Raw genomic sequence first — 23,249 nt, 5'->3', positions numbered from 1 at the left:
GGGGGGGGGCCCCCGGGCGGGGGGGGGGCGGGGGGGGGGGCGGGGGGCCCCCCCCCCCCCCCCCCCAACGCCGCCGGTCGTCGTCCGGGCCCGCCGCAGGCCGGCCAGCTCTTATGAAACAGGCCCTAGTGCGCTGGGCCATTTGTCAGGGCCTAGGTGCACTGCCGCGCGGGTGGCGTGCGGCGCCAGACCTGGCGGGGTGCGAACCCTTCACGTCGCAGCCAGTGCTCGGTATAGACAATCCGCTCGGGCTCAACGACCACAAGGGTGTCTTCGGGCGGCTCGGACACCGAGCGTCCCCGCTCGGCGTGCTCGTTCTCCCATCGGAACGCCTCCCAGTAGTGCGTACGGTCCGGATGCGCCGGATCGAGCACCCGGGCGGTACCGAACACCTGCGCCCCACGGCTGCTGGCCAGCCCGACCAGCGGCGCGAAGATCCCGACGGACACTCGCGGATCGGCGGCGATGTTGCGCATCTTGGGCGAGCGCGGCGAGGCCGTGAACAGCACCGTGAAGCCGAGCGGGTAGTACCGCACCGGGGTGGCCAGCGGGCCGTCCGGACCCGTGGTCGCGAGTACGCACATGTTCTGCGACGACAGCAGGTTGAGAATGCGCTCGTCGAGCCGTTCACGATCGAGCCGCCCAACCGGCGTGGGCCCGGCCAGCCATGGATTGGTCAATGGCACGCGGGAACCTTATCGCGCGGCTTGACCTGAAGCTTGGATGAGGTCCTAGCCTCCGGTATCGGAGGTACGCATGAGCATGGAAGTTACCGCGTGGACGTCTCTGCGCCACGCGATGAACGCGCGGGACGAGCGACCGCTGTCCCGCGCCACCCTGAAGCGGATCGCGCGGTTCGCCCGGCCGCACCGCGCACTGATCGTCAGATTCCTGCTGTTGAGTGTGGTGACGGCAGTCCTCACGGTGGCGTCGCCGATTCTCGCCGGTCGGGTGGTCGAGGCGATCGTCGACGGCGCCGACGGCGGCGTCGTGGTCCGGTTGGCCGTACTGATCGCGGTGATCGCCCTCGCCGAGGCCGGCCTCGGGCTGGTGACCCGATTCCTCTCCGCCAGCATCGGTGAGGGGCTGATCGTTCAACTGCGGACGGCTGTCTTCGACCACGTCCAACAGATGCCGGTGGCGTTCTTCACGCGGACCCGCACAGGTGCGCTGGTCAGCCGCCTGAACAACGACGTGATCGGCGCGCAGCGCGCGTTCAGCGACACTCTGTCCAGTGTGGTCGGCAACGCGGTCACGCTGATGCTGACGTTGGCCGTGATGCTCAGCTTCTCGTGGCAGATCACGCTGTTGGCGCTCGTCCTACTGCCGATCTTCGTGCTACCGGCCCGCCGCATGGGCTCACGGCTCGCCCGCTTGCAGCGTGAGGCCGCCGAACACAACGCGGCCATGAGCACCCGCATGACGGAACGGTTCTCCGCGCCCGGCGCCACCCTGGTCAAGCTGTACGGGCGACCGGCCGAGGAGTCCGCCGAGTTCGCCGCCCGGGCACGGCGGGTACGGGACATCGGCGTCCGTACGGCGATGCTGCAGTGGGTCTTCATCACCGCGCTCACCGTGGTCGGCTCGCTGGCGCTGGCCCTGGTCTACGGGCTGGGCGGCCTGTACGCCCTGCGCGGCAGCCTCGACGCCGGGACCGTGGTCGCCCTCGCGCTGCTGCTGTCACGCCTCTACGCGCCGCTGACGTCGCTGGCCAGCGCCCGGGTCGAGGTGATGAGCGCGCTGGTGAGCTTCGAGCGGGTCTTCGAGGTCCTCGACCTCAGGCCGCTGATCCTCGACAAGCCCGACGCCCGCCCCCTCCCCGACGGACCGGTCGCGGTCGAGTTCGACGGGGTACGGTTCGGCTATCCGTCCGCGGACCGGGTGTCCCTCGCCTCCCTCGAGGACGTGGTGAAGCTCGACACGCGCGGCGGCGAGGACGTGCTGCACGAGGTGTCGTTCCGCGCCGAGGCGGGTCAGATGGTCGCGCTCGTGGGCTCCTCCGGGGCGGGCAAGTCGACGATCGCGCAGTTGGTGCCCCGCCTGTACGACGTCGATGACGGGACCGTGAAGCTCGGCGACGTCGACGTACGCGACCTGTCCGCCGAGTCGATCCGGACGGCGCTGGGCGTGGTCACCCAGGACGGGCACCTCTTCCACGAGAGCATCCGCGCCAACCTGGCGTTCGCCCGGCCCGACGCCAGCGAGGACGAGATGTGGGACGTGCTGCGGCGGGCCCGACTCGACGACCTGATCCGTACGCTTCCCGATGGTCTCGACACCATCGTCGGCGAACGCGGATACCGCCTGTCCGGCGGCGAGCGGCAACGGTTGACCATCGCGCGACTGTTGCTGGCCCGGCCGCGCGTGGTCATCCTCGACGAGGCCACCGCGCACCTCGACTCCACGTCGGAGGCCGCGGTCCAGGACGCCCTCGCCGAGGCCCTGACCGGTCGCACGAGCGTGGTCATCGCGCACCGGCTGTCCACCATCCGGGCGGCCGACCAGATCCTCGTCGTGGAGGCCGGCCGGATCGTCGAACGCGGACGACACGGCGACCTGCTCGCGGCGGGCGGTCGCTACCACGAGCTGTACCGCACCCAGTTCGCCCAGGAGCAACCGACGGCCCAGGAGCAACCGACGGTCCAGGAACAACGCGTGCCGATCTAGACCACCGCGCCGGGGCATCTGCTCCACGACGTCGCCGCCCGCCTCGGGTCGCCCCCGGGGCGGGCGGCGAGATTCGACGATCAGTCGTCGTCGCCGTCGTCGCTGTCGTCGCCGTCGTCGCTGTCGTCGCCGTCGTCGTCCGCGTCGTCGTTCTTGTCATCGGCGTCGTCATCGACATCGACCGGCTCCTGCTCGGCCTTGACCACCGAGCCGTCCGCACGGTCAACGTCCACCTCGTGCTCGGTGTCGCCGACGACGACCTCGACGCTCCAGACCGCACGGCCGTGCTCCTGCTCGGCCTCGATCTCGACGATCTGACCGCCGCCAGCCTTGGCGAGCGCGATCTCCCCGGCCCGCTTCTCGTCGACAGCGGCGCCGGCCGGCGCCCCGCCCGCAGACGGGGCTCCACTTGGCGACGGGGCACCGCTCGTCGGCGTACCCGATGGTGTGCCGGTCGACGACGGACCGCCGGTCGCCGGCGCGGCGGTCGTGCTCTCGGCCGTCGGCGCGACGGTCGCGGCGGCGAGCGTCGTGTCGGTGCGCGAGTCCTTCGCGGCGGTGACGCCGAGCGCGGCCCCGGCCACTGCCAGCACCGCCACCCCGCCGGCCGACGCCAGGAGCAGATTGGTCCGCTTCATCGTGGTGTCCACCTTTCCTCGGTTGTCGACTACGAGGATCGGCGGAACCGGGATAGCAGCGCGCTGTCCCAACGCTAAGGCCGGGTTAAGCCGGCGGTCAGAGCGCCATCCGCATGAAGACGTCGGCACGGTCGTACGGCGCCAGCGGGATCTGTTCCGCGGCGACGTGCTGGAAGCCGGCCGTTTCGTAGAGGTGTACGGCGTTCGGGAGCTTGGTGCTGCTGCCGAGGAACAGGGTGGCCGCGCCGAGCTCGCGGGCGCGCCCGATCGCGGCCTCGATGAGTTGCCGGCCCAGGCCCCTGCCGCGCAGCGCCGGGGTCACCGCCATCTTCGACAACTCGAAGACGTCCGCCGAGCTGCGTACCAGGGCGACACAACCGACGATCTCCCCGCCGTCGCGCAGGACGAGCACGTCGCCGCCCGGCGCGACGATGGCAGCGAACGGGTCACCGAGCGTCTTACGGTCCGACTCCTCGATGGTGAAGCGGTGGGAGATCCACTCTTCGTTCAGCGTCCGGAAGGCATCGGCCTCCTCGGGGGTCGTCATGGACGTGACGGTCAGCGTGCTCGGATTCATGACCCCGATTCTCCGGCCGCCCTCATTCGAACGTCCAATATCTTGTTTGGACTGATTCGTATCCTCGACGTATGGATCCCGAGTTGCGCCACCTGCGGTACTTCGTCGCGGTCGCCGAGGAGCTGCACTTCGGTCGGGCCGCGGTGCGACTGCGGATGGCCCAGCCGCCGCTGTCGCAGCAGATCCGACAGCTCGAGGCGATGATCGGTACGCCGCTGTTCGTCCGCACCTCCCGGTCGGTGGCGCTGACGCCCGCCGGTGAGGCGTATCTCGTCCGGTGCCGGCGGGTGCTGGCCGCCGTGTCCGACGACGTGCACGAGGCGAGCCGCATCGGGCGCGGGGAGCAGGGACGCTTCGACATCGGCTTCGTCAGTTCGGCCATCCAGCTCGGGCTGGCCGGGCCGATCCGTCGTTTCCGTGAGCGCCATCCGGCCGTCCACCTACGCCTGCACGAGGCGTACACGGCGCAGATCGTCGACCGGCTGTTGAGCGGCGAGGTCGATCTCGGCGTGGTTCGGGACGCGGACGACCACGACGACCTGGTCGGCGTCACCTTCGCCACCGAGTCCTTCGTCGCCGTCCTGCCGGCCGACCACCCGCACGCCCGAAGCCGCGCGATCAACGCGGCGGTGCTGCGGGACGACCCGTTCGTCTTCATCCCGCGAATGGCCGGCGAGCGGGCCTACCAGCGCAATCTCCGGCCGTGCCTGGAAGCCGGCTACACGCCGAGCATCGTCCAGGACGCCGGCAACTGGACCACGGTGGTGCACCTGGTCGCGGCCGGCCTCGGGGTGACGATCGCACCGGCGAGTATCACCGCCGTGACGCCTCCTCCGGTGGCGGTGCTGCCGTTGACCGGCACCGGGGCCACCACCGAGGTGCGGATCCTGCGTCGCCGGGATGACGAGCGGGTCACCGCGACCGGCTTCGGGACCGCAGGGCGATCTCCGGGCCTGCTGGCGGCTAGCCACGCCGGTTGAGTTCCGCCTCCAACCGCTGGACGAGGGTCTTGCGGTCCTTGCCGGCGTGCTCGTTGCGCAGGGCGGTCCGGAGCTGTCGCGTGTCGAGGCCACGGACGAGTTTGCTGGCCTCGGCCACCGACATCTCCGACATCCGGCCGGAGGTGGTGGCGTCGCGTCGTGCCTTCTTGGCCGGGCCGGTGTTGGCCACGTACTGCCGGCCGGTCCGGGACGCCTCCCGCTTCTTGGTGTCGGTCGCGCGTTTCTGGCTCTCGGACATCTCGTCCCAGGCCTTCTTGGGCAGGTAACGGCTCGTCGTGCCGTCCTTGCGGGCCCGGGCGTCGCCCTCCTTCGTCTGCCACTTCTCGTTGCCCCAGCGCTGCAACGCCTTCTGCCGATCGTCCTTTTCGCCCAGGAACGCACCGCCGCGCCGCTTGTACTCCTGCGTCACCAGCTGTGACTTGCGCGCCGACCACTGACCGGGCTTTCCGCCCTTGTCGGACGCCTTGATCTCTTCCTTGATCTGCTCTCTGAGCTCGGGTTTCGTATACCGCGCCATGGGTGGCAGCTACCCGGCAGCGCAGCGGCTATGCCTGGCGCCGCGGTGGCGGGCCGAGCCGCAGCAGCACCTGCGCCCCACCATGCGGGCCGGAGCGCAGCTCCAGCCGGCCGCCGCCGGCCTGGGCGGCCCGCCGGGCGATGTCCAGGCCGAGCCCGGTCGAGCCGGCCGCGCTGGCCCCTCGCTTCACGGCGCCCGGCGGCATCCCGGGGCCCTCGTCGGCGACGGTGAGCAGCACCTCGCCGGCGGCGGACACGAGGCGGACCGTGAACGGCGTGCCGTCGGGGGTGTGCGCGAAGACATTGCCGAGCAGGGCGTCCACGGCGGCCGTCAGGTCGTCGGCGGCCACCCCGACGGTCAGCGGGCCGGGGGCCAGGTCGAGGTGGACGGCCCGGCCGGTGTCCTCGGCGAGCACCGACCAGAACGCGACCCGGTCGGCGACGATCGCCGCGGCGTCGGAGGTGACCGCGCCCGGCACCGGAGCGCGACGCCAGCGGGCCTGCTCGATCAGCCCGGTGACCGCCCGTTCGAGCCCGTCGGCGGCGGCCGCGATCCGGACCGCGTCGTTCGGGTCGCGCAGTGACTCCGCCTCCAGCCGCAGCGCCGTCAGGGGTGTCCGCAGCCGGTGGGACAGGTCCGCGACCTGCTCGCGCTCCTGGAGCAGGAGGACCTGGATCCGGCTGGCCAGGTGGTTGAGCGCCCCGGCGACCTCCCGCAGCTCGGCCGGGCCGGCGGGTACGACCCGGGCGTCCAGCTCGGCGTTCGCCAGGCGGTGCGACACGGCGGACAGGTCGCTGATCGGCCGGACCAGCGTGCGCGCCAGCCGGTCGGCGACCGCCAACCCGATCAGCACCAGCACCACACCGAGCAGCGCCAGCACCAGCCAGGCCCGGGTCACCCCGGCGGTCAACTCCTGGCGGGGCACCACGATCCGGATGACGCCCGTGCCGTCCGCCCGGCCCTGCACGGCGATGACCACCTCCCGTCCGGCCGCCGACTCGCCGGTGAGGCTCTGCCCTCGTGCGGCCAGGGCCACCGCGGGCGTACGGGGCGCCTGGGCGCCGAGCACCGTGCCGTCGGGCAGAAACACACTCACCGGACGGCCGGACTCCGCCGCCAACTGCTCGACGGTGAGCCGGATGGTGGGCGCGTCGGCGGTACCGACCACCGGCACGAGGCTCTGCGCGTCGGCGGTGGCCCGTACGGTCGCCCGGTCCTGCGCGACGGTGCGCACCAGCAACGCCAGCGGCACCAGGAACGCGACGAGCGTGAGGACGCTGACCGCGGCTACCAGCAGCGCCAGACGCGCCCTCACGGGCGGGCCGAGGGCGCTTCGAGACGTACGCCGACGCCGCGCACGGTGTGCAGGTAGCGGGGTTGCTGGGCGGTCTCCCCCAGCTTGCGGCGCAACCAGGACAGGTGCACGTCGACGGTCTTGTCGGCCCCGCCGTACGGGATCTGCCAGACCTCGGTGAGCAGCTCGCGTTTGGTGACCACCTGACCGGGTCGCCCGGCCAGGTGGTGCAGCAGGTCGAACTCGCGCGGCGTCAGCTCCACCGGCGTGTCGTCCAGGGTGACCTGCCGGGACCGGGGATCGACGCGCAGACCGCCGACGACGAGGGCCGGGTCCGGCGCGTCGACACCGGCGGGGCCCCGCCGCAGCACCGCGCGGGCGCGGGCGTCGAGCTGCGCGGCGGTGAACGGCTTGACCACGTAGTCGTCGGCGCCCGCGTCGAGGACCCGGACGATCTCGGTCTCGTCGTCACGCGCCGTGGCCACGATGACCGGCACCGAGCTGACCGCGCGCAGCATCCGCAGCAGCTCACGTCCGTCCAGGTCGGGCAGGCCCAGGTCGAGCACCACCAGGTCGGGCCGGTCGTCGAGGGCGTCGCGCAGGCCCGCCATCGCGGTCGAGGCCGCGGCGACCGCGTGGCCGCGTTCCCGCAGGGCACGGATCAGCGGGGTACGGATCGTCAGGTCGTCCTCGATGAGCAGCAGGCGGGCCACAGCAGGCAGGCTAGCCGCTGTCACTGCCGGCGGGGCCCACGTTAACCGTGCCTTAGCCTCCGGATGTGCCGGCGACAACCGTGGATCGGGGATAGTCGGTGGCATGAGCCGTCGTTCGGTCCTCGTCGCCGCCGGGTGGGTGGCCACCGTCGCCGTGGCGACCCTGATCGGGTTGGGCGCGATCCGGCTGGTGGGTGAGAGCATCACCGGCACACCGGGCGGGGTGCGCAGCGAGGCGGAGATCGAGCGGGCGCTCGCCGCGCCGGAGCCGGGGCCGAGTGGCACCGTGGGCACCGCGCCGGGCGGGCCGTCCACGGCGAGCGCCGCACCGAGCGCCAGCGCCGGGGTCCGCCGGAGTTTCGCCACCGGCGGCGGCACCGCCGTGGCCGAGTGCGGCCCCGACGGGGTACGCCTGGTGTCGTGGGCGCCCGCGCAGGGTTACCGGGTGCACGAGGTGGACCGGGGCCCGGACGACGACGTCGAGGTCACGTTCGAGGGTTCGGCCGGACGGCACGAGTTGAAGGTCCGCTGCATCGGCACCGAACCGGTGGCCGTCGCCGACGACTGACGGAGCCAGCGGCGTGGCCGGCACGGAGAACCGTGCCGGCCACGTCGTGGTGGTGGTTCAGCTCGTGTACGCCTCCACCTCCCAGAGGGAATGGCCGTAGCCGGTCCCCCGGGCCGTGCCGTAGATGCGCAGGTAGCGGCCGTTCGTGCCGAGGCCGCTGTGCTCGTCCACGCCACCGTCGGCGCCGGTCACCGTCTTCACGGTGGTCCAGGTGGTGCCGTCGTTGGAGGTCTGGATCTGGTACGCGCTGCTGTACGCCGCCTCCCAGGCCAGCTTGACCCGTCCGATCGCGGTCGGGCTGCCCAGGTCGACGCGGATCCACTGCGGGTCGGAGAACGCGCTCGACCAGCGGGTGGCGAGGTTGCCGTCGACGGCCTGCGCGCCGGTCACGTCGGCCCCCTCGCTGCTGGACGTCGTCGTCGGCTTGTTCAGCAGCAGGTTGCCGCCGGTCGGGGTGCCGGTGCCGCCGTACACCTCGAACTCGTAGAGCGAGTAGCCCCAGGCCGTGCCGCGGCCGGTGCCGAGGAGCCGGACGTACCGGCCGGAGCCGGTGAGCCCGGTCAGGTCGTCCACCCCTCCGTCGCCGCCGGTCACCGTGCGGATCGTGGTGAAGGTGACGCCGTCGGTCGAGGTCTGGATCTGGTACGCGCTGCCGTACGCGGCCTCCCAGGTCAGCTTGACCCGGCTGAGGGCGTACGTCGCGCCCAGGTCCACGTCGATCCACTGTGGGTCACCGAAGGCGCTGCCCCAGCGGGTGCCGGCCACACCGTCGAACGCGTTCGCCGCGACGAAGGCGCCCTCGAAGCTGGAGGCCCGCGCCGGCTTGCCCCTGGCCAGGTTGGTGCCCGTGCCGGGATCCGGGTCCGGGTCCGGGCCGGGACCGCCGGGGCTGGTGGAGAGGGTGAACTCGTCGATGTCGAACCACGGCCCGGCACCCTTGAAGACCAGGTACAGGGTGCGGGTGCCGGTCGGCGCGGTGACCCCGCCGGTGACCGTGGCGAAGTTGGCGTACCCGCCGGTGGAGGTGACGGTCGCCGAGCCGACCAACTGCCCGGTGGGTGAGTCGACGCGCAGCTCCAGCGTCCCGCCGCCGCCGGCCGGCGCGCCGACCCGGGCGCTGAACGACTGGATGCCGGTCAGGTTGTACGGACGGAACGAGATCCAGTCGTTGTTGTCGATGTAGCCGACGGCGGCACCGCCGTGCCCGGCCGCCCCGGCGACGATCTGGACGCCGGACGAGTCACCGAAGTGCTCGGCCTGGCGGATGCGGGGTTGCAGCACCGCCTGGGTGTGCGTGGTCAGCGCCGGCTGGCCGCCTCCGCCCAGGTCGGTGTACTCGGCGTCGATGATGCCGAAGATGTTCGCCGCGGTGTCGTGCTCGCCGTCGGCCGAGGTCTGGATGACCCCGGTGCAGCCCTGCGCGCTGGCGAGCTGGTGGCCGTGCGAGTCGTGCCCGAGGACGTAGTTCACCTTCACCCGGGCGCAGTTGATGGTGCCGTCCTGGGCGTCGGTGACCGTGACGGAGAACGGGATCGCGTCTCCGAAGGTGAAGGTCTGCCCGTTCAACGGGGTGTTCACGGTGACCACCGGGGCGCTGTTGCCGACGGTGACGACCACGCTCGCGGTGGCGGTCTTGCCGGTGGTGTCCCGCACGGTCAGCGTCGGGCTGCGGGTGCCGTTGGTGGTGTACGTGAAGCTGGGGTTCGCGGCGGTCGAGTCGGTGGTGCCGTTGTTGTCGAAGTCCCAGGCGTAGGTGAACGGGTCACCGTCCGGGTCGAGGGTGCCGGCCGAGGAGAAGGCCACGGTCAGCGGCGCGGTGCCGCTGGTGGGGGTGGCGGTGACCTTCGGCACGGGCGCGCGGCCGCCGCGGGCGTATTCGATGCGGTAGAGCGCCGAGTTGGCGTCGCCGTTGAACCAGCCGGTGCCGTAGTCGAGCACGTAGAGCGCGCCGTCCGGGCCGAACTCCATGTCCATGACCTGGGTGCCGGTCCACGGGAACGGGTTGATCTTCAGTGGCTGACCGCTGGAGTCGAGCTTGACGTTCTTGATCCAGCGGCGGCCGAACTCGCCTGCGAAGAAGGTGCCGTCGTAGTACTGGGGGAACGCCACGGGCGAGGTGTTGTTCGGGTCGTACCGGTAGACCGGGCCGGCCATCGGCGACAGGCCACCGCCGGTGAACTCGGGCGGCGAGCCGGAACCGCCGTACGGCAGCCAGGCCGGGATCGCCGGCGGGAGCTGGGTGATGCCGGTGTTGTTGGGCGAGTTGTTGACGGGCCCGCCGGCGCAGTTGAACTTCGCCCCGGACGGCCCGGACGGGAAGGTGTAGTCGTTGTAGGCGTCGTTGCGGGCGGTGCAGTACGGCCAGCCGTAGAAGCCGGGCCGGTCGATCCGGGCGAACTCGACGTTGCCCGCCGGACCCCGGTTCGGGTCGGCGGTGCCCGCGTCGGGTCCGTAGTCACCGAGGTAGACGATGCCGGTGGCCTTGTCCACGCTCATCCGGAACGGGTTGCGGAAGCCCATGGCGTAGATCTCCGGGCGGGTCCGGGCCGTGCCGGGCGCGAACATGTTCCCGGCCGGGATGGTGTAGCCGCCCGCCGCGCTCGGCTTGATGCGCAGCACCTTGCCGCGTAGGTCGTTGCTGTTGCCGGCCGTGCGCTGCGCGTCGAAGGCCGGGTTGCGGCCGGACCGCTCGTCGATCGGGGTGAAGCCGGCCGAGTCGAACGGGTTGGTGTCGTCCCCGGTGGACAGGTAGAGGTTGCCGGCCGCGTCGAAGTCCATGTCGCCGCCGACGTGGCAGCACATGCCCCGGCTGGTGGGCACGTTGAGGATCAGGGTCTCGCTGGCCAGGTTGATGGTGTTGTCGGCGTTCACGGTGAAGCGGGACAACCGGTTGACCCCGTCCCAGACGGCGAAGTCGGCCGGCGTGCCGGTGGCCGGCGCCCCGCCCCCGGGGGTGCTCAACGGGGGCGCGTAGTACGCGTACACCCAGCGGTTGGTAGCGAAGTTGGGGTCGGCCTTGATGCCCTGGAGCCCCTCCTCGTCGCCGCTGTAGACGGCGAGGGTGCCGGCGACCTTGGTGTTGCCGGCGGCGTCGGTGTGCCGGATCACGCCATCGCGGGAGGTGTGCAGCACACCCCGGTCGGGCAGGACGGTCAGGCTCATCGGCTCGCCGGTCTCGGCCGCGCCCTTGGCCAGCGCCACCTGCTGGAATCCCGTGGTGACCGTCGGGCCGCAGTCGGCGGTGACCGCCCCGGCGGCGGTCTGGATGCCGCCGAGCAGGTGCTGCCGGAAGGCCGCGTCGGTGTACGAGGCGTCGGTGTGGCCGAGGCCGGTGTACCAGGCCCGGCCGCCGGAGTAGTTCTGGCACCAGGAGATCGGGTGGTCGTACCCCATGCTGCCGCCGGTGTAGGTGCTCTCGTCGAGGGTGGCCAGCACGTGCACGGTGCCCCGGGGGTTGGCACGGTAGTTGTACAGCTCGTCGAAGCGGCTCCACCGCTGCGGCAGCCCCTTGGTGGACGGGTGCACCTGGTCGGCGACCGTCACGGTGGCGGTCTGCTCGGCCGGGTGCGAGGCGAAGTACGCGCCGACGAGCCCGCCGTACCAGGGCCAGTCGTACTCGGTGTCGGAGGCGGAGTGCACGCCCACGTACCCGCCGCCGGCCGTGATGTAGCGCTCGAAGGCCGCCTGCTGGGTGGCGTTGAGCACGTCACCGGTGGTGGACAGCCAGATCACCGCCGCGAACCGGGCCAGGTTGGCGTCGGTGAACTGGCCGGCGTCCTCGGTGGCCTCGACGGTGAAGCCGTTGGCCGCGCCGAGTTGCTGGATCGCCGTGATGCCGGGGGTGATCGAGCCGTGCCGGAATCCGGCGGTCTTGCTGAAGACCAGGACGGTGAACGGGGCGGCGCTGGCCGCGGGTGGCGTGGCGACGACGCCGCCCAAGACGAGGATCGCGCTCAACACAGCGCCGAGCCATGCTCTCGGGGATCTGCGCACGGATTGGTCCTTTCGCGGGACGACGTGCGCCGATCACGCCGGTGGTGGTGTGCATGCATCGTTACGGGTCGATTACCACCTCGTCAAGGACTTCCGCACTATCCGAGAGAGCGTTATCTCGGCAGGTCAGGGCGACTGCGGCAAGAAAGATCAGATTACGGTTTCCGCGCGGTCCCGCGCGTCGTCCCGGCGCAGGGCCGGCAGCGTCGGCGCGAGCGCCACCGCCATGCACAGGCCGCCGAGCGGCAGCAGGTCGAGCGTGACGGCCGGTAGGACGATGCCGACGAGCAGCAGGGCCACGCTCCACCAGGGCAGCCGCCGGTGCGCCGCGAGCATGCCCGCGAGGACGAGCAGACCGAGGAAGAACAACTGCGGTACGACGTCGTAGAACAGCACCTCGACGCCGGGCACGTCCTTGAAGTCCGCGCCGAGCGCCGACATCTCCGCCCGGTCGGCGGCCAGCAGACCCTCGACGATGTCGGCGCCGAACTGCACCATCGTGGCGGCGAGCCCGACCAGCGTGACGGCCACGACCGACGTACGCCACGGACCGGGGCGTAGCAGGCCGGCCAGCGCCAGCACCACCGGCACGAACAACACCATGCCGGCGAGGCCGACCAGGTGCGCGGCCTGCCAGTCGAACCCGGGACCATACGTCCCGTCGGACCTACCCCACAGGCGGACGAGCCCGTAGCCCACGATGCAGGCCGGACCGGTGATCACGAAGAATGCGGCGCGTCTCATGATCACCATCATCTGGCCGTCCACACCCGTCCAGCCTCCGGGCGCAGCCCCGGTACGGCCCCGGTTTCCGCCTCAGGTCTTCCACCGAGCAACCCTGATCCCGGTGGTCTCTATAGTCGCGCGGTGAGCATGGAACGGGTACGGCAGGCGTACGCCTCGGTCGCGGATCTCTACATCGAACTGTTCGGCACGCGTGAGCAGGTCGACCCCGACGACCTCGCCCTCATCTGCCGGCACCTGGCGGGTCGACCCGGGAAGGTGCTCGACCTGGGTTGCGGCCCCGGCCACCTCACCGACTACCTGCGGTCGTCGGGCGTCGACGCCACGGGCATCGACGTGGTCCCCGAGTTCGTCGCCCACGCCCGTGCGACGTATCCGAGCGGCAACTACCGCCTCGGGTCGTTGGGCGACCTCGACGTGGCCGACCACTCCGTCGCCGGCATCCTGGCCTGGTACTCACTGATCCACCTGCCGCCGGAGCGCCTCGACGGCGTGCTGACCACGTTCCGGCGTGCCCTGGCCCCGTCCGGGAGGTTGGTGCTGGGCCTCTTCTCCGGCGACGAGGTCGACGCCTTCGACCACAAGGTCATGACCGCCTACCGTTGGCCGGTCGACGAGATCGCCGCGCGGCTGGCGCGCGCCGGCTTCACCGAGGTCGAGCGTTTGGAGCGCCCCGACGGTGGCGCCCATCGGCCGCACTTCGCCATCGCGGCGGTCACCATCGACGGGTGAGCGTACGGCGCCTCCTCAGCCGTGTCGGGAAATGCGGCGAGGCGACCGGATCGCCGGTCGGCCAGCCGCCTGGACGCATTGCGGGGCTGTTCTGTGTGCCGCTGCGCGGCGGGCTAGGAGACGCCCGTTCCATGGCGCAGTTGGGCGAAGGCTCGGTCTGCGTCGGCGATCGCCTCGGGTTGCACGTCGTGTGCGGTTCGCCCATCGGCGATCCTCTGCCAGTTGGTCCGGGCCAGGACGCGGTGAACCGCGATCACCTGGGCGGCCTGCAGTAGGGCGTCGATGCCCGGGCCGAGGGCCGCAGCCAGCGCCTCCTCATCGTCGAGCAGGTACTGCGTGAGCCGTCCCGCCAGGCTCGGGGTGGTGAACACCAGCCGATGAAACGCCACCACCTCGGGATGATCATTGAGGCCGGTGACCGGCTCGAAGCGATCGAGACCGGCTCGGAAATGCCGGTGCAGGGCTGTCATCGGCGCGATGTCGGGCCGACGGTCGCGCACCACACGTGCGGCCTCGCCGTTGTGGTCCGCGAAACGGTGCAGGACCAGGTCTTCCTTGGTGGCGAAGTAGCGGAAGAGGGTCGGTTTCGACACCTCGGCCGCGACGGCGATGTCGGAGACCGATACCTGCTCGAACCCGCGCGCCAGGAACAGCGAGATCGCCGCGTCGGCGATCGCGTCCCGCGTACGCAGCTTCTTGCGGGCGCGTAGCCCGACAGGCTCCATCACCGTGTCAGACTAACATTCGTTACCGAGTTGCTTTTTTAACTCGGTAACGGTTTCATGGAAGCCATGGAACAGGTAGACACCCCGAAGCACTCCGTCAACCAGGGCGAGGTCGCCGCGACACCACTAGGAGGACCTCCGGTACTTGTCACTGGGGCGACCGGCCGCATCGGGCGCAGCGTCGTCGATCTGCTGACCGATGCGGGTGTGCCGGTCCGTGCCCTCGTGCGCCGCTCCGAGACGGCGGCGACACTGCCCGCCAACGTCGAGATCGTCACCGGCGATCTCACCGTGCCCGAATCGCTCGACGACGCACTGCACGCCGTCAGCACGGTCTTCCTGGTCTGGACCGCTCCGGCGCAGACCGCGGCGGCGGTCGTGGACCGGCTGGCCGCCCAGGCGCAGCGGGTCGTCTACCTGTCCGCACCACACCAGACCCCGCACCCGTTCTTCCAGCAACCGAACCCGATGGCGGCGTTGCACGCGGAGATCGAGCGGCTCATCTCGGCCGCCGGGCTCGACTCGACGATCATCCGACCAGGGATGTTCGCGTCGAACGCCCTCCTCTGGTGGGCCGCCGCCATCCGTGGCAACGGCGTGGTCCGGTGGCCGTACGGCGCGGCCGAGACAGCCCCCGTTGACGACCGAGATGTGGCCGAGGTCGTCGCGCGCACCCTGTACGAGGACGGGCACGCTGGCGGTGACTACGTCCTGACCGGCCCCGAATCACTCAGTCAAGCTCAACAGGTAAGCATCATCGGTGACACGCTGGGGCGCCCGATCGCGTTCGAGGAACTGTCGCCCGACGACTTCCGGCGCGAGACTCCGGAAGCCGCGCGCGCGGCAGTGGACATGCTCCTCGCCGCGTGGGACGCCACGACGGGACACCCGGCATACATCACGTCCACGATATTCGACATCCTCGGAACACCACCGCGAACGTTCCGCCAGTGGGTCACGGACCACGCCACCGCCTTCACCGAGCATCCCCACCCACGGAACCCCTGACCACCCTCGACGTCAGCTGACCAGTACCGAACGGCGGATTTCTCGTTCCACTGGCGGCTCGGCGCAGGGGGCGAAGCGGCTCGACCATCCCTCGTCCGGCATCCCGTCGAGGGCCAACAGCTCGAACACGTTGCCATCGTGGCTGACCGGAAGCGGGCCGGCGGCCGTCGAAGTAGGTGCGCCAGATGTATTCGTCGGTCCACGTCACCCGGAGGCCCTGACGACGTGAAAGAGGTAGGCGTCCGAGATCGCGTCCAGCCGCGCCGACCCGTCCTCGCGCAGATCGATCCGGTCGCCGGAGGATCCGCACCAGGTACCCGTCAGGTCAGCCTTCGTAGGCTGTGGCGGAGGGTCGAGGGCGCACAGCCGACCAGATTGGACGCTGAGTCGTAGTCGCTCGGCTGTTCTTGCCGCCTCTTGGATCGGGGTGGTTGTTGCGGTCGGCGCAGTTGACGGCCAGGCCGCGAGCGAGGTTCTGAAGCCCTGCCCGCTTCTCGTTGCCGCCGTATTCGTTGACGTTCAAATCCACCTCACGCGTCGCGCGCAGCGGACACCGCCAGGAACCCTCAGCCGACGCTAAGACCGCTCTCACGGCCCGTTCCTAACGTGTGCGGGCATGGCGACACCACCCGTATCCCCGCCGACGACCGCCGCCCGCGCGGCCGACGTCACCGCCTGGCTGACCTGCGTCGCGCCCCGCCCGGCCGCCCGGCTGCGGCTCGTGTGCCTCCCGTACGCCGGTGCCGGCGGCGGCGCGTACCGGCCGTGGGCCGCGCTGCTGGGCGACGACGTGGAGGTGTGGGCCGCGCAGTTGCCCGGCCGTGAGCGTCGGCTGGCCGACCCGCCGCTGAGCACGATGGACGAGGTGGCGACGCCGCTGGTCGACGCGATCGTCGCGCGGGTGCCGACGCCGTTCGCGATCTTCGGGCACAGCATGGGTGGCCTGATCGGGTACGAGGTGGCGGCCCGCCTGGTCGCCCGGGGCGGCCCGGTACCACAGCGGCTGGTGGTCTCGGCGGCCCGTCCGCCGCGCGACGCCGCGCCGCTCGGCACGGCACACCGCCTCGACGACGCGGCGCTGACCCGCTGGCTGCACGACCTCGGCGGGATACCCGACGAGGTGCTCACCGACCCCGGTCTGCTGGAACTGATCCTGCCGACCGTGCGGGCCGACCTGAGCGTGGTCGCGTCCTACCGCCCGACGACCGTGCCGCCGCTGCCGCTGCCCGTGGACGCGGTGGCGGCCGCCGACGATCCCCTGGTCGCCCCGGACGAGGTGGCCGGCTGGGCGGCCTGCACCGCGGCCGGTTTCTCGCTGACCGTCGTCCCCGGAGGCCACCTCTACCTCCACGACACGCCTCCCCCGCTGTCCCGCCTGCTCGACGGCGGGCCGGCCGCCGACCGCGCGTACGTCGAAGGGGCCACCCGATGACCCAGGACCTGCACCCGGACCTCGCCGACCTCACCCCCGAGCAGCGGGAGCTGCTGGCCCTGCGGCTGCGCCAGAGCCGCGCCGGCCAGAGCCAAGCCGGCCAGGCCCGCGCCGGTCGCGCCGATCCGACACCGACTCCCGCGACGGCGGCCTACCCGCTCTCCTTCACCCAGGAGCAGCTCTGGTTCCTGGACCGGTTGGAGCCCGGCACGCCGGTCTACAACGTGCCCTTCGCCGAGCGGATCACCGGTCCGCTCGACGTCGCGGCGCTGCACCGGGCGGTCAACGCGGTGGTGGCCCGGCACGACGCGCTGCGGGTCGTCTTCGCGACCGTCGACGGCGTCGTCACCCAGCGGGTGTCGGACGCGCTGGAGCTGCCGTTGCCGCTGCTCGACCTGACCGGGCTCCCCGCGTCGGAGCGGGAGGCAACGGCCGAGCGGGAGATCGCGGCGCACGCGGCGGTCCGCTTCGACCTGACCAGCGGGCCCCTGCTCGCGGCCCGGCTGGTCGCCCTCGCGGACCACGAGCACCTGTTGCTGGTGACCGCGCACCACATCGTCTTCGACGCCTGGTCGGCGGGTGTGTTCGTCGAGGAGCTGGTGCGCTGGTACGGCGAGTTCGCCGGGGACGCCCCGGCCGGGTTGCCCACGCTGCCCACCCGGTTCGTCGCGCACGTCGCCGCCCGCCGCCGGCCGGAGGCCGAGCGGGAGCTGGCGGGTCACCTGGCGCACTGGCGGGAACGACTCGCCTCGGCGCCGACCCGGTCCACGCTGCCGCCGGACCGGCCCCGGCCGCCGGTGCAGACCCACCGGGGCCGGAGCCTGCCGTTCACCGTCGACGCCGAGCTGACCGACGCCCTCGGCGGGTTGGCCCGCCGCGCCGGAGCCACCGTCAACGCGGTGGTCCTCGCCGGGCTGACCGCCCTGCTGCGCCAGGCCACCGGCCAGGACGACCTGCTGCTCGGGATGCCCGCCGCCGGCCGGGCGAGCACCGATCTGGAGCCGCTGATCGGCTGCTTCGCCACCATGCTGGTGCTGCGCGTGGACACCACCGGTGACCCGAGCGTCCGCGACCTCGTCCGCCGGGTGCACCGGACGGTGAGCGAGGCGTACGCCCACCAGGAGGCCCCGTACGCGCGGGTGGTGGAGGAGGTCCGCCCGGTCCGCGATCCCAGCGTGAACCCGCTCTTCCAGGTGCTGGCGACCATGACCGACGGCGGCGTACGGCAGCGGCAGGCGGCCGGTGCGACGTTCCGTCCGGTGCCGGCGGAGAGCGGGCTCACCGACTTCGACCTTTTCGTCAGCCTGACCGTCGAGGGTGACCGGATCGACGGCGCGGTCGACTTCAACGCCGACCTGTACCTCGACGAGACGATCGCCGCGACCGTGGGCCGGCTGCCGGAGCTGCTCCGCGCCATGGCGGACGACCCGGACCGCCCGTTGTCGCAGGTGCCCGGCCTGCGCCGGCACCGGATCGCCCTGGCGGCCACCTTCACCGTGGACCCGCTGCGCGACCCGGTGGAGTTCTGGCTGCGCTTCCTGCGCGTACCCGCGTCGGTGGAGCTGGTCGGGTACGGCCAGCAGGTGGCCCACCTGCTGGCCGGGCCGACGGCCGACGCCACGGTCTGCCTGCTGCGCTTCGAGGACTGGTTGCGCCGCCAGGACCACACGGCCGGGGACGCGGCCCTCGACGCGGCGATGGACGACCTCGACGCGGCGGTGGCGGCGTACCGACGGCGGACCGACGCACCACTGCTGCTTGTGGTGTGCCCCGCGTCGCCGCGCGCCGCCGACCGGCTCGGCGAGCGGTCCGGCCGCCTCGACGACCGGCTGGCCGCGTTGGCCGCCCGTACGCCGGGGGTCCACGCGGCCTGGGCCGCCGACCACGTCAGCGCCTACCCGGTGAGCGAGATCAGCGACGAGCGCGCGGACGAGTTGGGCCATGTGCCGTACACGGGCGAGTACTTCGCGGCGCTGGGCACGATCGTGCTGCGTGAGCTGCGGCGGCTCGCCGGCCAGCCACGCCGCCTCGTGCTCGTCGACGACGAGCGGTTGCCGCTCGACCGGCTCGCCGACGCGCTGCCCGGTCACGAGGTGCGGGCGTACACGGCGGAGGCGCTGGCCGCCGCCGATCCGGCCACCACGATGGTCCTGGACACCGACCCGCAGGCCGTGGCGGCGCTGCGCGGCGCATACCCGGGCGTGCTGGCGTTGGCCGTGCCCACCGGCGCAGCGGACCTGCGCCGGCAGCTCGCCCACGTCTGGGCGCTGGACCCGCCGCTGGCGAGCGCCGGCCCGAATGAGCTGTGCACGACGATCGGATCGGAGCGGGCCGCGTACGTCGTCGAGGAGCTGAGCACCGCCGCGGCGGTCGCCGAGCGGAGCCGTCCGGCGCGCGCCGCCACGACGGACGACGGCGAGGTGGTCGCGCCGCGCACCGCCACCGAGGAGCGGCTCGCCGGCCTCTGGGCCGCCGCGCTCGGCGTCGAACAGGTCGGCGTGACGAGCGACTTCTTCGGCCTCGGTGGACACTCGCTGCTCGCCACCGGGCTGCTGTCGCAGGTACAGGCCGAGTTCGGCCGGGAGGTGTCGCTCTACACCCTGTTCACCAACCCGACGGTGGCCGGGCTCGCCGCCGTGCTGGACGCCGATGAGGACGCCACCGCGCTCGCCCCGCTCACCCCCGCCCCGGCGGGTACGCCGGCCGTGGCGTCGTCGGCGCAGGAACGGCTCTGGGCGCTCGACCAGCTCGGCGACGACGTGGTACGGCACAACACCACGGCCGCCGTCGAGCTGCGCGGCGACCTCGACACGACCTCGCTGCGCCGGGCGTTCGAGGACGTGCTGGCCCGACACGAGGTGCTGCGGACCACCTTCCGGGGCCGTGACGGCGAACCCGAACCCGTCGTGCACCCGCACGTCGACCCGTGGCTGGAGACGCTGGATCTGACCGCGCTGCCGGCGGCGAAGCACGCCCGTGCGCTGCGCCGGGCGGCCGCCGAGCTGGCCGCGCACCGGTACGACCTGGGGACCGGCCCGCTGGTGCGGGCCCGCCTGCTGCGGCTGCCCGACCAGCGCTGGCACCTGCTGCTCGGCATGCACCACATCGTCTGTGACAACACCTCGTGGAGCATCCTGCTCGACGAGCTCGCCGCCCGGTACGCCCACCACGCCACCGGCGTCGACCGGCCACTGCCGCCGCTGCCCGTGCAGTTCACCGACCACGCCCGACACCAGCGCGACTGGCTGGCGTCGGCCGCCGTCGAGCCGCACCTGACGTACTGGCGCAAGCGGCTGGCCGACGCGCCGCCGCTGCTGGACCTGCCCACCGACCAGCCCCGCCCCGACGAGCGCTCGGACGTCGCCGGGTACCAGGCCCAGCGGCTGGGCGTCGGGCTCGGCGCGGCCGTGCGGGAGCTGGCCCGGGCCGAGGGGGTCACCCCGTTCGCCGTCCTGCTGGCCGGTTTCGCGGCCCTGCTGCACACCGAGAGCGGGCAACCGGACCTGGTGCTCGGCACGCCCACCGCCGGCCGGGAACGCGCCGAACTCGCACCGCTGATCGGGTGCTTCGCCGACCTGCTGCCGTTGCGGATGGACGTGGCGGGACGGCCCACGTTCCGGCAGCTCGTGACCCGGGCCCACCGCACGGCCCGGGAGGCGTACCGGCACCAGGGGCTGCCGTTCGCGACCATCGTGGAGGCGCTGCGGCTACCCCGGCAGGCCGCGTACCACCCGCTGTTCCAGTGCGTGCTCAACGTCCTCGACGGCGCCGACGAGCTGCCGGAGTTCGCCGGGCTGACCGCCACGCCGGTCGAGGTGCCGAGCGTCGGTGTCGACTTCGACCTCTTCCTCAGCGTCACCTGGCAGGGCGACGACCTGCACGCCGACCTGGCGTACCGGGCCGACCTGTTCACCCCGGAGCGGATGGTCCGGCTGTTGACCGGGCTGGCGAAGGTGCTCGACGACGGGGTGCGTCGACCGGACACGCCGATCGGCGCGGGTCGACGTGCGCCCGTCTCGCGGCGGTCGACACCGCCCGCGCCCCGGCTGGTGGTCGGCGGCACCGTCGAGGTTCCGCGGCTTGCCCAGGCCGTCCGCTTCTGGGCCGGGCTGCTCAACCTGCCGCACACCCTCGAACAGCTCGCGCCCGGCGCGCTGCTGCGGCTGCTGCGCGACCCGGCCGCCGGCCTGGCGACCGGCCGGCGCGACCGCAACGCGCTGGTCCTGCGCTGGGAGGACCGGCTCACACCCGGCCCGCTCGCGGCGGGCATCGTCGGGCTGCGCGACTTCCTCGCCGAGCTGCTGGCGGCGCTGGACGTGCACCGGGCGCACAGCGTGGCGGCGCTGACGATCGCCATCTGCCCGCCGTCGCCGCCGTACCGGACGTCGCCGTACACCGCCGTCTTCGCGGAGCTGACCGCGCGGCTGGCCCAGGCCCGGCCGGACGTCGACGTCGTCTCCGTGGCGGCGTGGGCGCGGCGCTACCGGGTGCCCGAGCTGCCCGGCGACGCCTGGTCGCCGGAGCTGGCGGCGGTCACCGCGACGCTGCTGGTGCGGCGGGCGGTGCGGCATCCCGCGCTGCGCCGGCTGGTCGTGCCGGCCGGCCCGGCGCACCGGCAGGCGGAGCTGGCACGGCTGCTCGCCGCCCAGGCCCACGCCGGGCGCGAGGTGCTGCTCACCACGACGCCGCAGCGCGCCGAGCTGTCCGCGCTGGTCACCGCCGGGATCATCGGGTACGCCCCGACGCCTCCCACCGACGCGGCCACCCTGCTCCTGCATCCGGCCAGCACACCCGCGCCGCCGGACGTCCCGGCGCTGCCCGTCGACGAGCGGGTCGGGCCGGTGGAGCTGCTACGGGGTCTCTGGTCGCTCGACGCCGGGACCACCGTGGACGGGAACGCGCCCGTCGACCGGATCCCCGCCGGCCTGCTGGCCGAGGTCGCCACCGAGTTGGCCGATGCGGCGGCGGTGCGCGGCGCGGTCACCGACGGGTACCGGCGCTCGGCCGACCGGGCCGCCGCCGCGCCGCGCACCGACCGGGAACGCCAGCTCGTGGCGATCTGGTCGGAGCTGCTGCGGACCAACCAGCTCGGCATCACCGACGACTTCTTCGCCTCCGGCGGCGACTCGCTGCTCGCGATGCAGCTCGTGGCCCGCTGCGCGGCCGCCGACATCCACCTCACCCCGCGACAGCTCGTCCGCCACCCCACGGTGGCCGAGCTGGCCGCCAGCCTCGGGGAGGCCACCGCGACGCCGAACGCCGAACAGGGCGAGGTGCACGGCGACGCCCCGCTGACCGGCGCGCAGCGCTGGTTCACCGACGTCATCGCCCCCTGCATGGGTCGGCCCGCCCTGTTCAACCACCCCTACTACCTCGAGCTGGCCCGGCCGCTCCCGGTCGGCCTGGTCCGCGAGGCGGTACGTCGGCTGGTGGCCCAGCACGACGCGCTGCGGCTGCGCCTGACCCGGCAGGCGGACGGGAGCTGGCGTCAGCGCCACGGCGACCCGGCCGACGCCGTGCCGTTCGTCAGCCACGACCTGACCGGGCTCGCCGTCGACGAGCGGAAGGCGGCGGTCGAGGCCCACTGCGCCGAGGCGCAGACCGCGCTGGACCTCGAATCCGGCCCGCTGGCCCGGGTGGCGCACTTCCGGCTCGGCCCGGAACTGCCCGACCGGCTGCTGCTCGTCAACCACCATCTCGTCGTCGACGCGGTCTCCCGGGGGGTCCTGCTGGCTGATCTGGAGACGCTCTGCGACCAGCTCGAACGTGGTGTCGAGCCGACGCTGCCGGCCAAGACCACGTCGTACCGGGACTGGGCGCGGCGACTGGCCGGGTACGCGGGTTCGCCGGAACTGCGCGAGCAGGTGCCGTTCTGGCTGGCCCAGGCCGACGAGGGGGTGCTGTCCCGGTTGGCCGACGAGCCGTCCGCCACGCCGTTCCGCCTCGGTGACCTGGGCCTGGCCACCGTGACCCTGGACGAGGCCGCGACCCGGGGACTGCACGCCGCCGCCCGTCGACTGCGCGCCAGCGTGCGGGACCTGCTCGTGTGGGCGGTGGTGGACACCGTCGCGGGGCGTACCGGCGGCGCGGTCACCGTCGCCACGACCGGTCACGGCCGGGAACCGCTCTTCGACGACGTCGACGTGAGCCGTACGACGGGCTGGTTCCAGGTGCTCTACCCGTTGCGCCTGGAGCTGCCCGCGACCGCCGACGCGACCCGCTCGGTCCGCTCGGTGATCCGCCAGCTCGGCCGGGTTCCGGACAACGGCATCGGCTACGCGCTGCTGCGTCACCTCTGCCCGGACGACGAGGTGCGCGCCCGGCTGGCCGCCACCGCCGCGCCGATGGTGGCGGTCAACTACATGGGCGGGTACGGCTTCGACGACGTCGCCCCGGCCAACCAGCTCCTCGACGTCTGCGCGGCGCCGTTCGGACCGACCGAGGACCCCGACGGGCACTGGCCCTTCCCCTTCGACGTGACGGGGTCGCTCACCGGCCCCACGCTGCGCGTCGATCTGAGCTATGCCACTCCGGCCTTCCGGCCGGAGACCGCCCAGAACCTGCTCGACGGCATCCGACAAGGCCTGTTGCGCCTGGCCGGACGCCCCGGGCAACCGCCACGGCAGTAGGAGGAGACCCC

Annotated in this window: 16 protein-coding genes; 7 read left to right on the top strand and 9 right to left on the bottom strand. The window is 72.6% G+C overall.

What is annotated here, in order from left to right:
* Nucleotides 1-152: 152 nt before the first annotated feature.
* Nucleotides 153-686, bottom strand: a complete 534-nt coding sequence (locus AB0B55_RS01140) for a pyridoxamine 5'-phosphate oxidase family protein (RefSeq protein ID WP_357125690.1) — start codon at nt 684-686, stop codon at nt 153-155.
* Between the two features lie 70 nt (nt 687-756).
* Between AB0B55_RS01140 and AB0B55_RS01135 the strand changes: the two genes are divergently transcribed.
* On the top strand, nt 757-2,667 hold the full coding sequence (locus tag AB0B55_RS01135; protein ID WP_357125687.1) for an ABC transporter ATP-binding protein: 1,911 nt from the start codon (nt 757-759) through the stop codon (nt 2,665-2,667).
* Nucleotides 2,668-2,747: 80 nt separating this feature from the next.
* Here AB0B55_RS01135 and AB0B55_RS01130 read toward each other — a convergent pair whose 3' ends face one another.
* Entirely contained in the window at nt 2,748-3,305 is a 558-nt protein-coding gene (locus AB0B55_RS01130; protein WP_357169282.1) for a PepSY domain-containing protein, read from the bottom strand.
* Between the two features lie 97 nt (nt 3,306-3,402).
* The gene (locus AB0B55_RS01125) at nt 3,403-3,882 is read right to left on the bottom strand and encodes a GNAT family N-acetyltransferase (protein WP_357169279.1); all 480 of its coding nucleotides are present in this window, start codon (nt 3,880-3,882) and stop codon (nt 3,403-3,405) included.
* A gap of 71 nt (nt 3,883-3,953) precedes the next feature.
* Between AB0B55_RS01125 and AB0B55_RS01120 the strand changes: the two genes are divergently transcribed.
* Nucleotides 3,954-4,862, top strand: a complete 909-nt coding sequence (locus tag AB0B55_RS01120; protein ID WP_357125678.1) for a LysR substrate-binding domain-containing protein — start codon at nt 3,954-3,956, stop codon at nt 4,860-4,862.
* Here the strand turns inward: AB0B55_RS01120 and AB0B55_RS01115 are convergent.
* The 3 genes from AB0B55_RS01115 to AB0B55_RS01105 are packed head-to-tail and all read right to left on the bottom strand — an operon-like array spanning nt 4,846 to nt 7,407.
* Nucleotides 4,846-5,400, bottom strand: coding sequence for a DUF5872 domain-containing protein (locus AB0B55_RS01115; RefSeq protein ID WP_357125675.1), 555 nt, complete (start codon nt 5,398-5,400; stop codon nt 4,846-4,848). The two genes, AB0B55_RS01120 and AB0B55_RS01115, sit on opposite strands and share 17 nt — an antisense overlap.
* Before the next feature lie 28 nt (nt 5,401-5,428).
* A complete protein-coding gene (locus AB0B55_RS01110; protein ID WP_357169276.1) occupies nt 5,429-6,715 on the bottom strand; it encodes a HAMP domain-containing sensor histidine kinase in 1,287 nt (428 codons plus the stop codon).
* Complete coding sequence (locus AB0B55_RS01105) at nt 6,712-7,407, bottom strand: response regulator transcription factor (RefSeq protein ID WP_357125669.1); 696 nt, start codon at nt 7,405-7,407, stop codon at nt 6,712-6,714. The genes AB0B55_RS01110 and AB0B55_RS01105 overlap by 4 nt, the downstream gene beginning before the upstream one ends.
* A 103-nt stretch (nt 7,408-7,510) precedes the next feature.
* On the opposite strand from AB0B55_RS01105, the gene AB0B55_RS01100 reads away from it, so the two are divergent.
* The gene (locus tag AB0B55_RS01100; RefSeq protein ID WP_357169273.1) at nt 7,511-7,975 is read left to right on the top strand and encodes a septum formation initiator; all 465 of its coding nucleotides are present in this window, start codon (nt 7,511-7,513) and stop codon (nt 7,973-7,975) included.
* Between the two features lie 57 nt (nt 7,976-8,032).
* Here AB0B55_RS01100 and AB0B55_RS01095 read toward each other — a convergent pair whose 3' ends face one another.
* Together AB0B55_RS01095 and AB0B55_RS01090 are read right to left on the bottom strand one after the other, a co-directional pair.
* Entirely contained in the window at nt 8,033-11,968 is a 3,936-nt protein-coding gene (locus AB0B55_RS01095; protein ID WP_357169270.1) for a ThuA domain-containing protein, read from the bottom strand.
* 150 nt (nt 11,969-12,118) lie between these two features.
* Nucleotides 12,119-12,712, bottom strand: coding sequence for a hypothetical protein (locus tag AB0B55_RS01090; protein WP_357169266.1), 594 nt, complete (start codon nt 12,710-12,712; stop codon nt 12,119-12,121).
* Between the two features lie 123 nt (nt 12,713-12,835).
* Between AB0B55_RS01090 and AB0B55_RS01085 the strand changes: the two genes are divergently transcribed.
* On the top strand, nt 12,836-13,444 hold the full coding sequence (locus tag AB0B55_RS01085; protein ID WP_357169263.1) for a class I SAM-dependent methyltransferase: 609 nt from the start codon (nt 12,836-12,838) through the stop codon (nt 13,442-13,444).
* Between the two features lie 113 nt (nt 13,445-13,557).
* On the opposite strand, the gene AB0B55_RS01080 is transcribed toward AB0B55_RS01085, so the two are convergent.
* Nucleotides 13,558-14,169, bottom strand: a complete 612-nt coding sequence (locus AB0B55_RS01080) for a TetR family transcriptional regulator (protein WP_357125721.1) — start codon at nt 14,167-14,169, stop codon at nt 13,558-13,560.
* A gap of 66 nt (nt 14,170-14,235) precedes the next feature.
* Between AB0B55_RS01080 and AB0B55_RS01075 the strand changes: the two genes are divergently transcribed.
* The 3 genes from AB0B55_RS01075 to AB0B55_RS01065 all read left to right on the top strand — a co-directional run bounded on the left by AB0B55_RS01075 (nt 14,236) and on the right by AB0B55_RS01065 (nt 23,238).
* Complete coding sequence (locus tag AB0B55_RS01075; protein WP_357125654.1) at nt 14,236-15,177, top strand: NmrA family NAD(P)-binding protein; 942 nt, start codon at nt 14,236-14,238, stop codon at nt 15,175-15,177.
* Nucleotides 15,178-15,793: 616 nt separating this feature from the next.
* Complete coding sequence (locus tag AB0B55_RS01070) at nt 15,794-16,609, top strand: alpha/beta fold hydrolase (protein ID WP_357125651.1); 816 nt, start codon at nt 15,794-15,796, stop codon at nt 16,607-16,609.
* Nucleotides 16,606-23,238 carry a condensation domain-containing protein gene (locus tag AB0B55_RS01065; RefSeq protein ID WP_357169260.1) on the top strand — a complete coding sequence of 2,211 codons (6,633 nt, stop codon included), beginning with the start codon at nt 16,606-16,608 and terminating at the stop codon, nt 23,236-23,238. Before AB0B55_RS01070 ends, AB0B55_RS01065 begins: the two co-directional genes overlap by 4 nt.
* Nucleotides 23,239-23,249: the final 11 nt, after the last annotated feature.

This window comes from Micromonospora sp. NPDC049107 (assembly GCF_040648595.1).
Classification (GTDB): domain Bacteria; phylum Actinomycetota; class Actinomycetes; order Mycobacteriales; family Micromonosporaceae; genus Micromonospora.
This window is presented reverse-complemented; position numbering and strand designations above follow the sequence as displayed.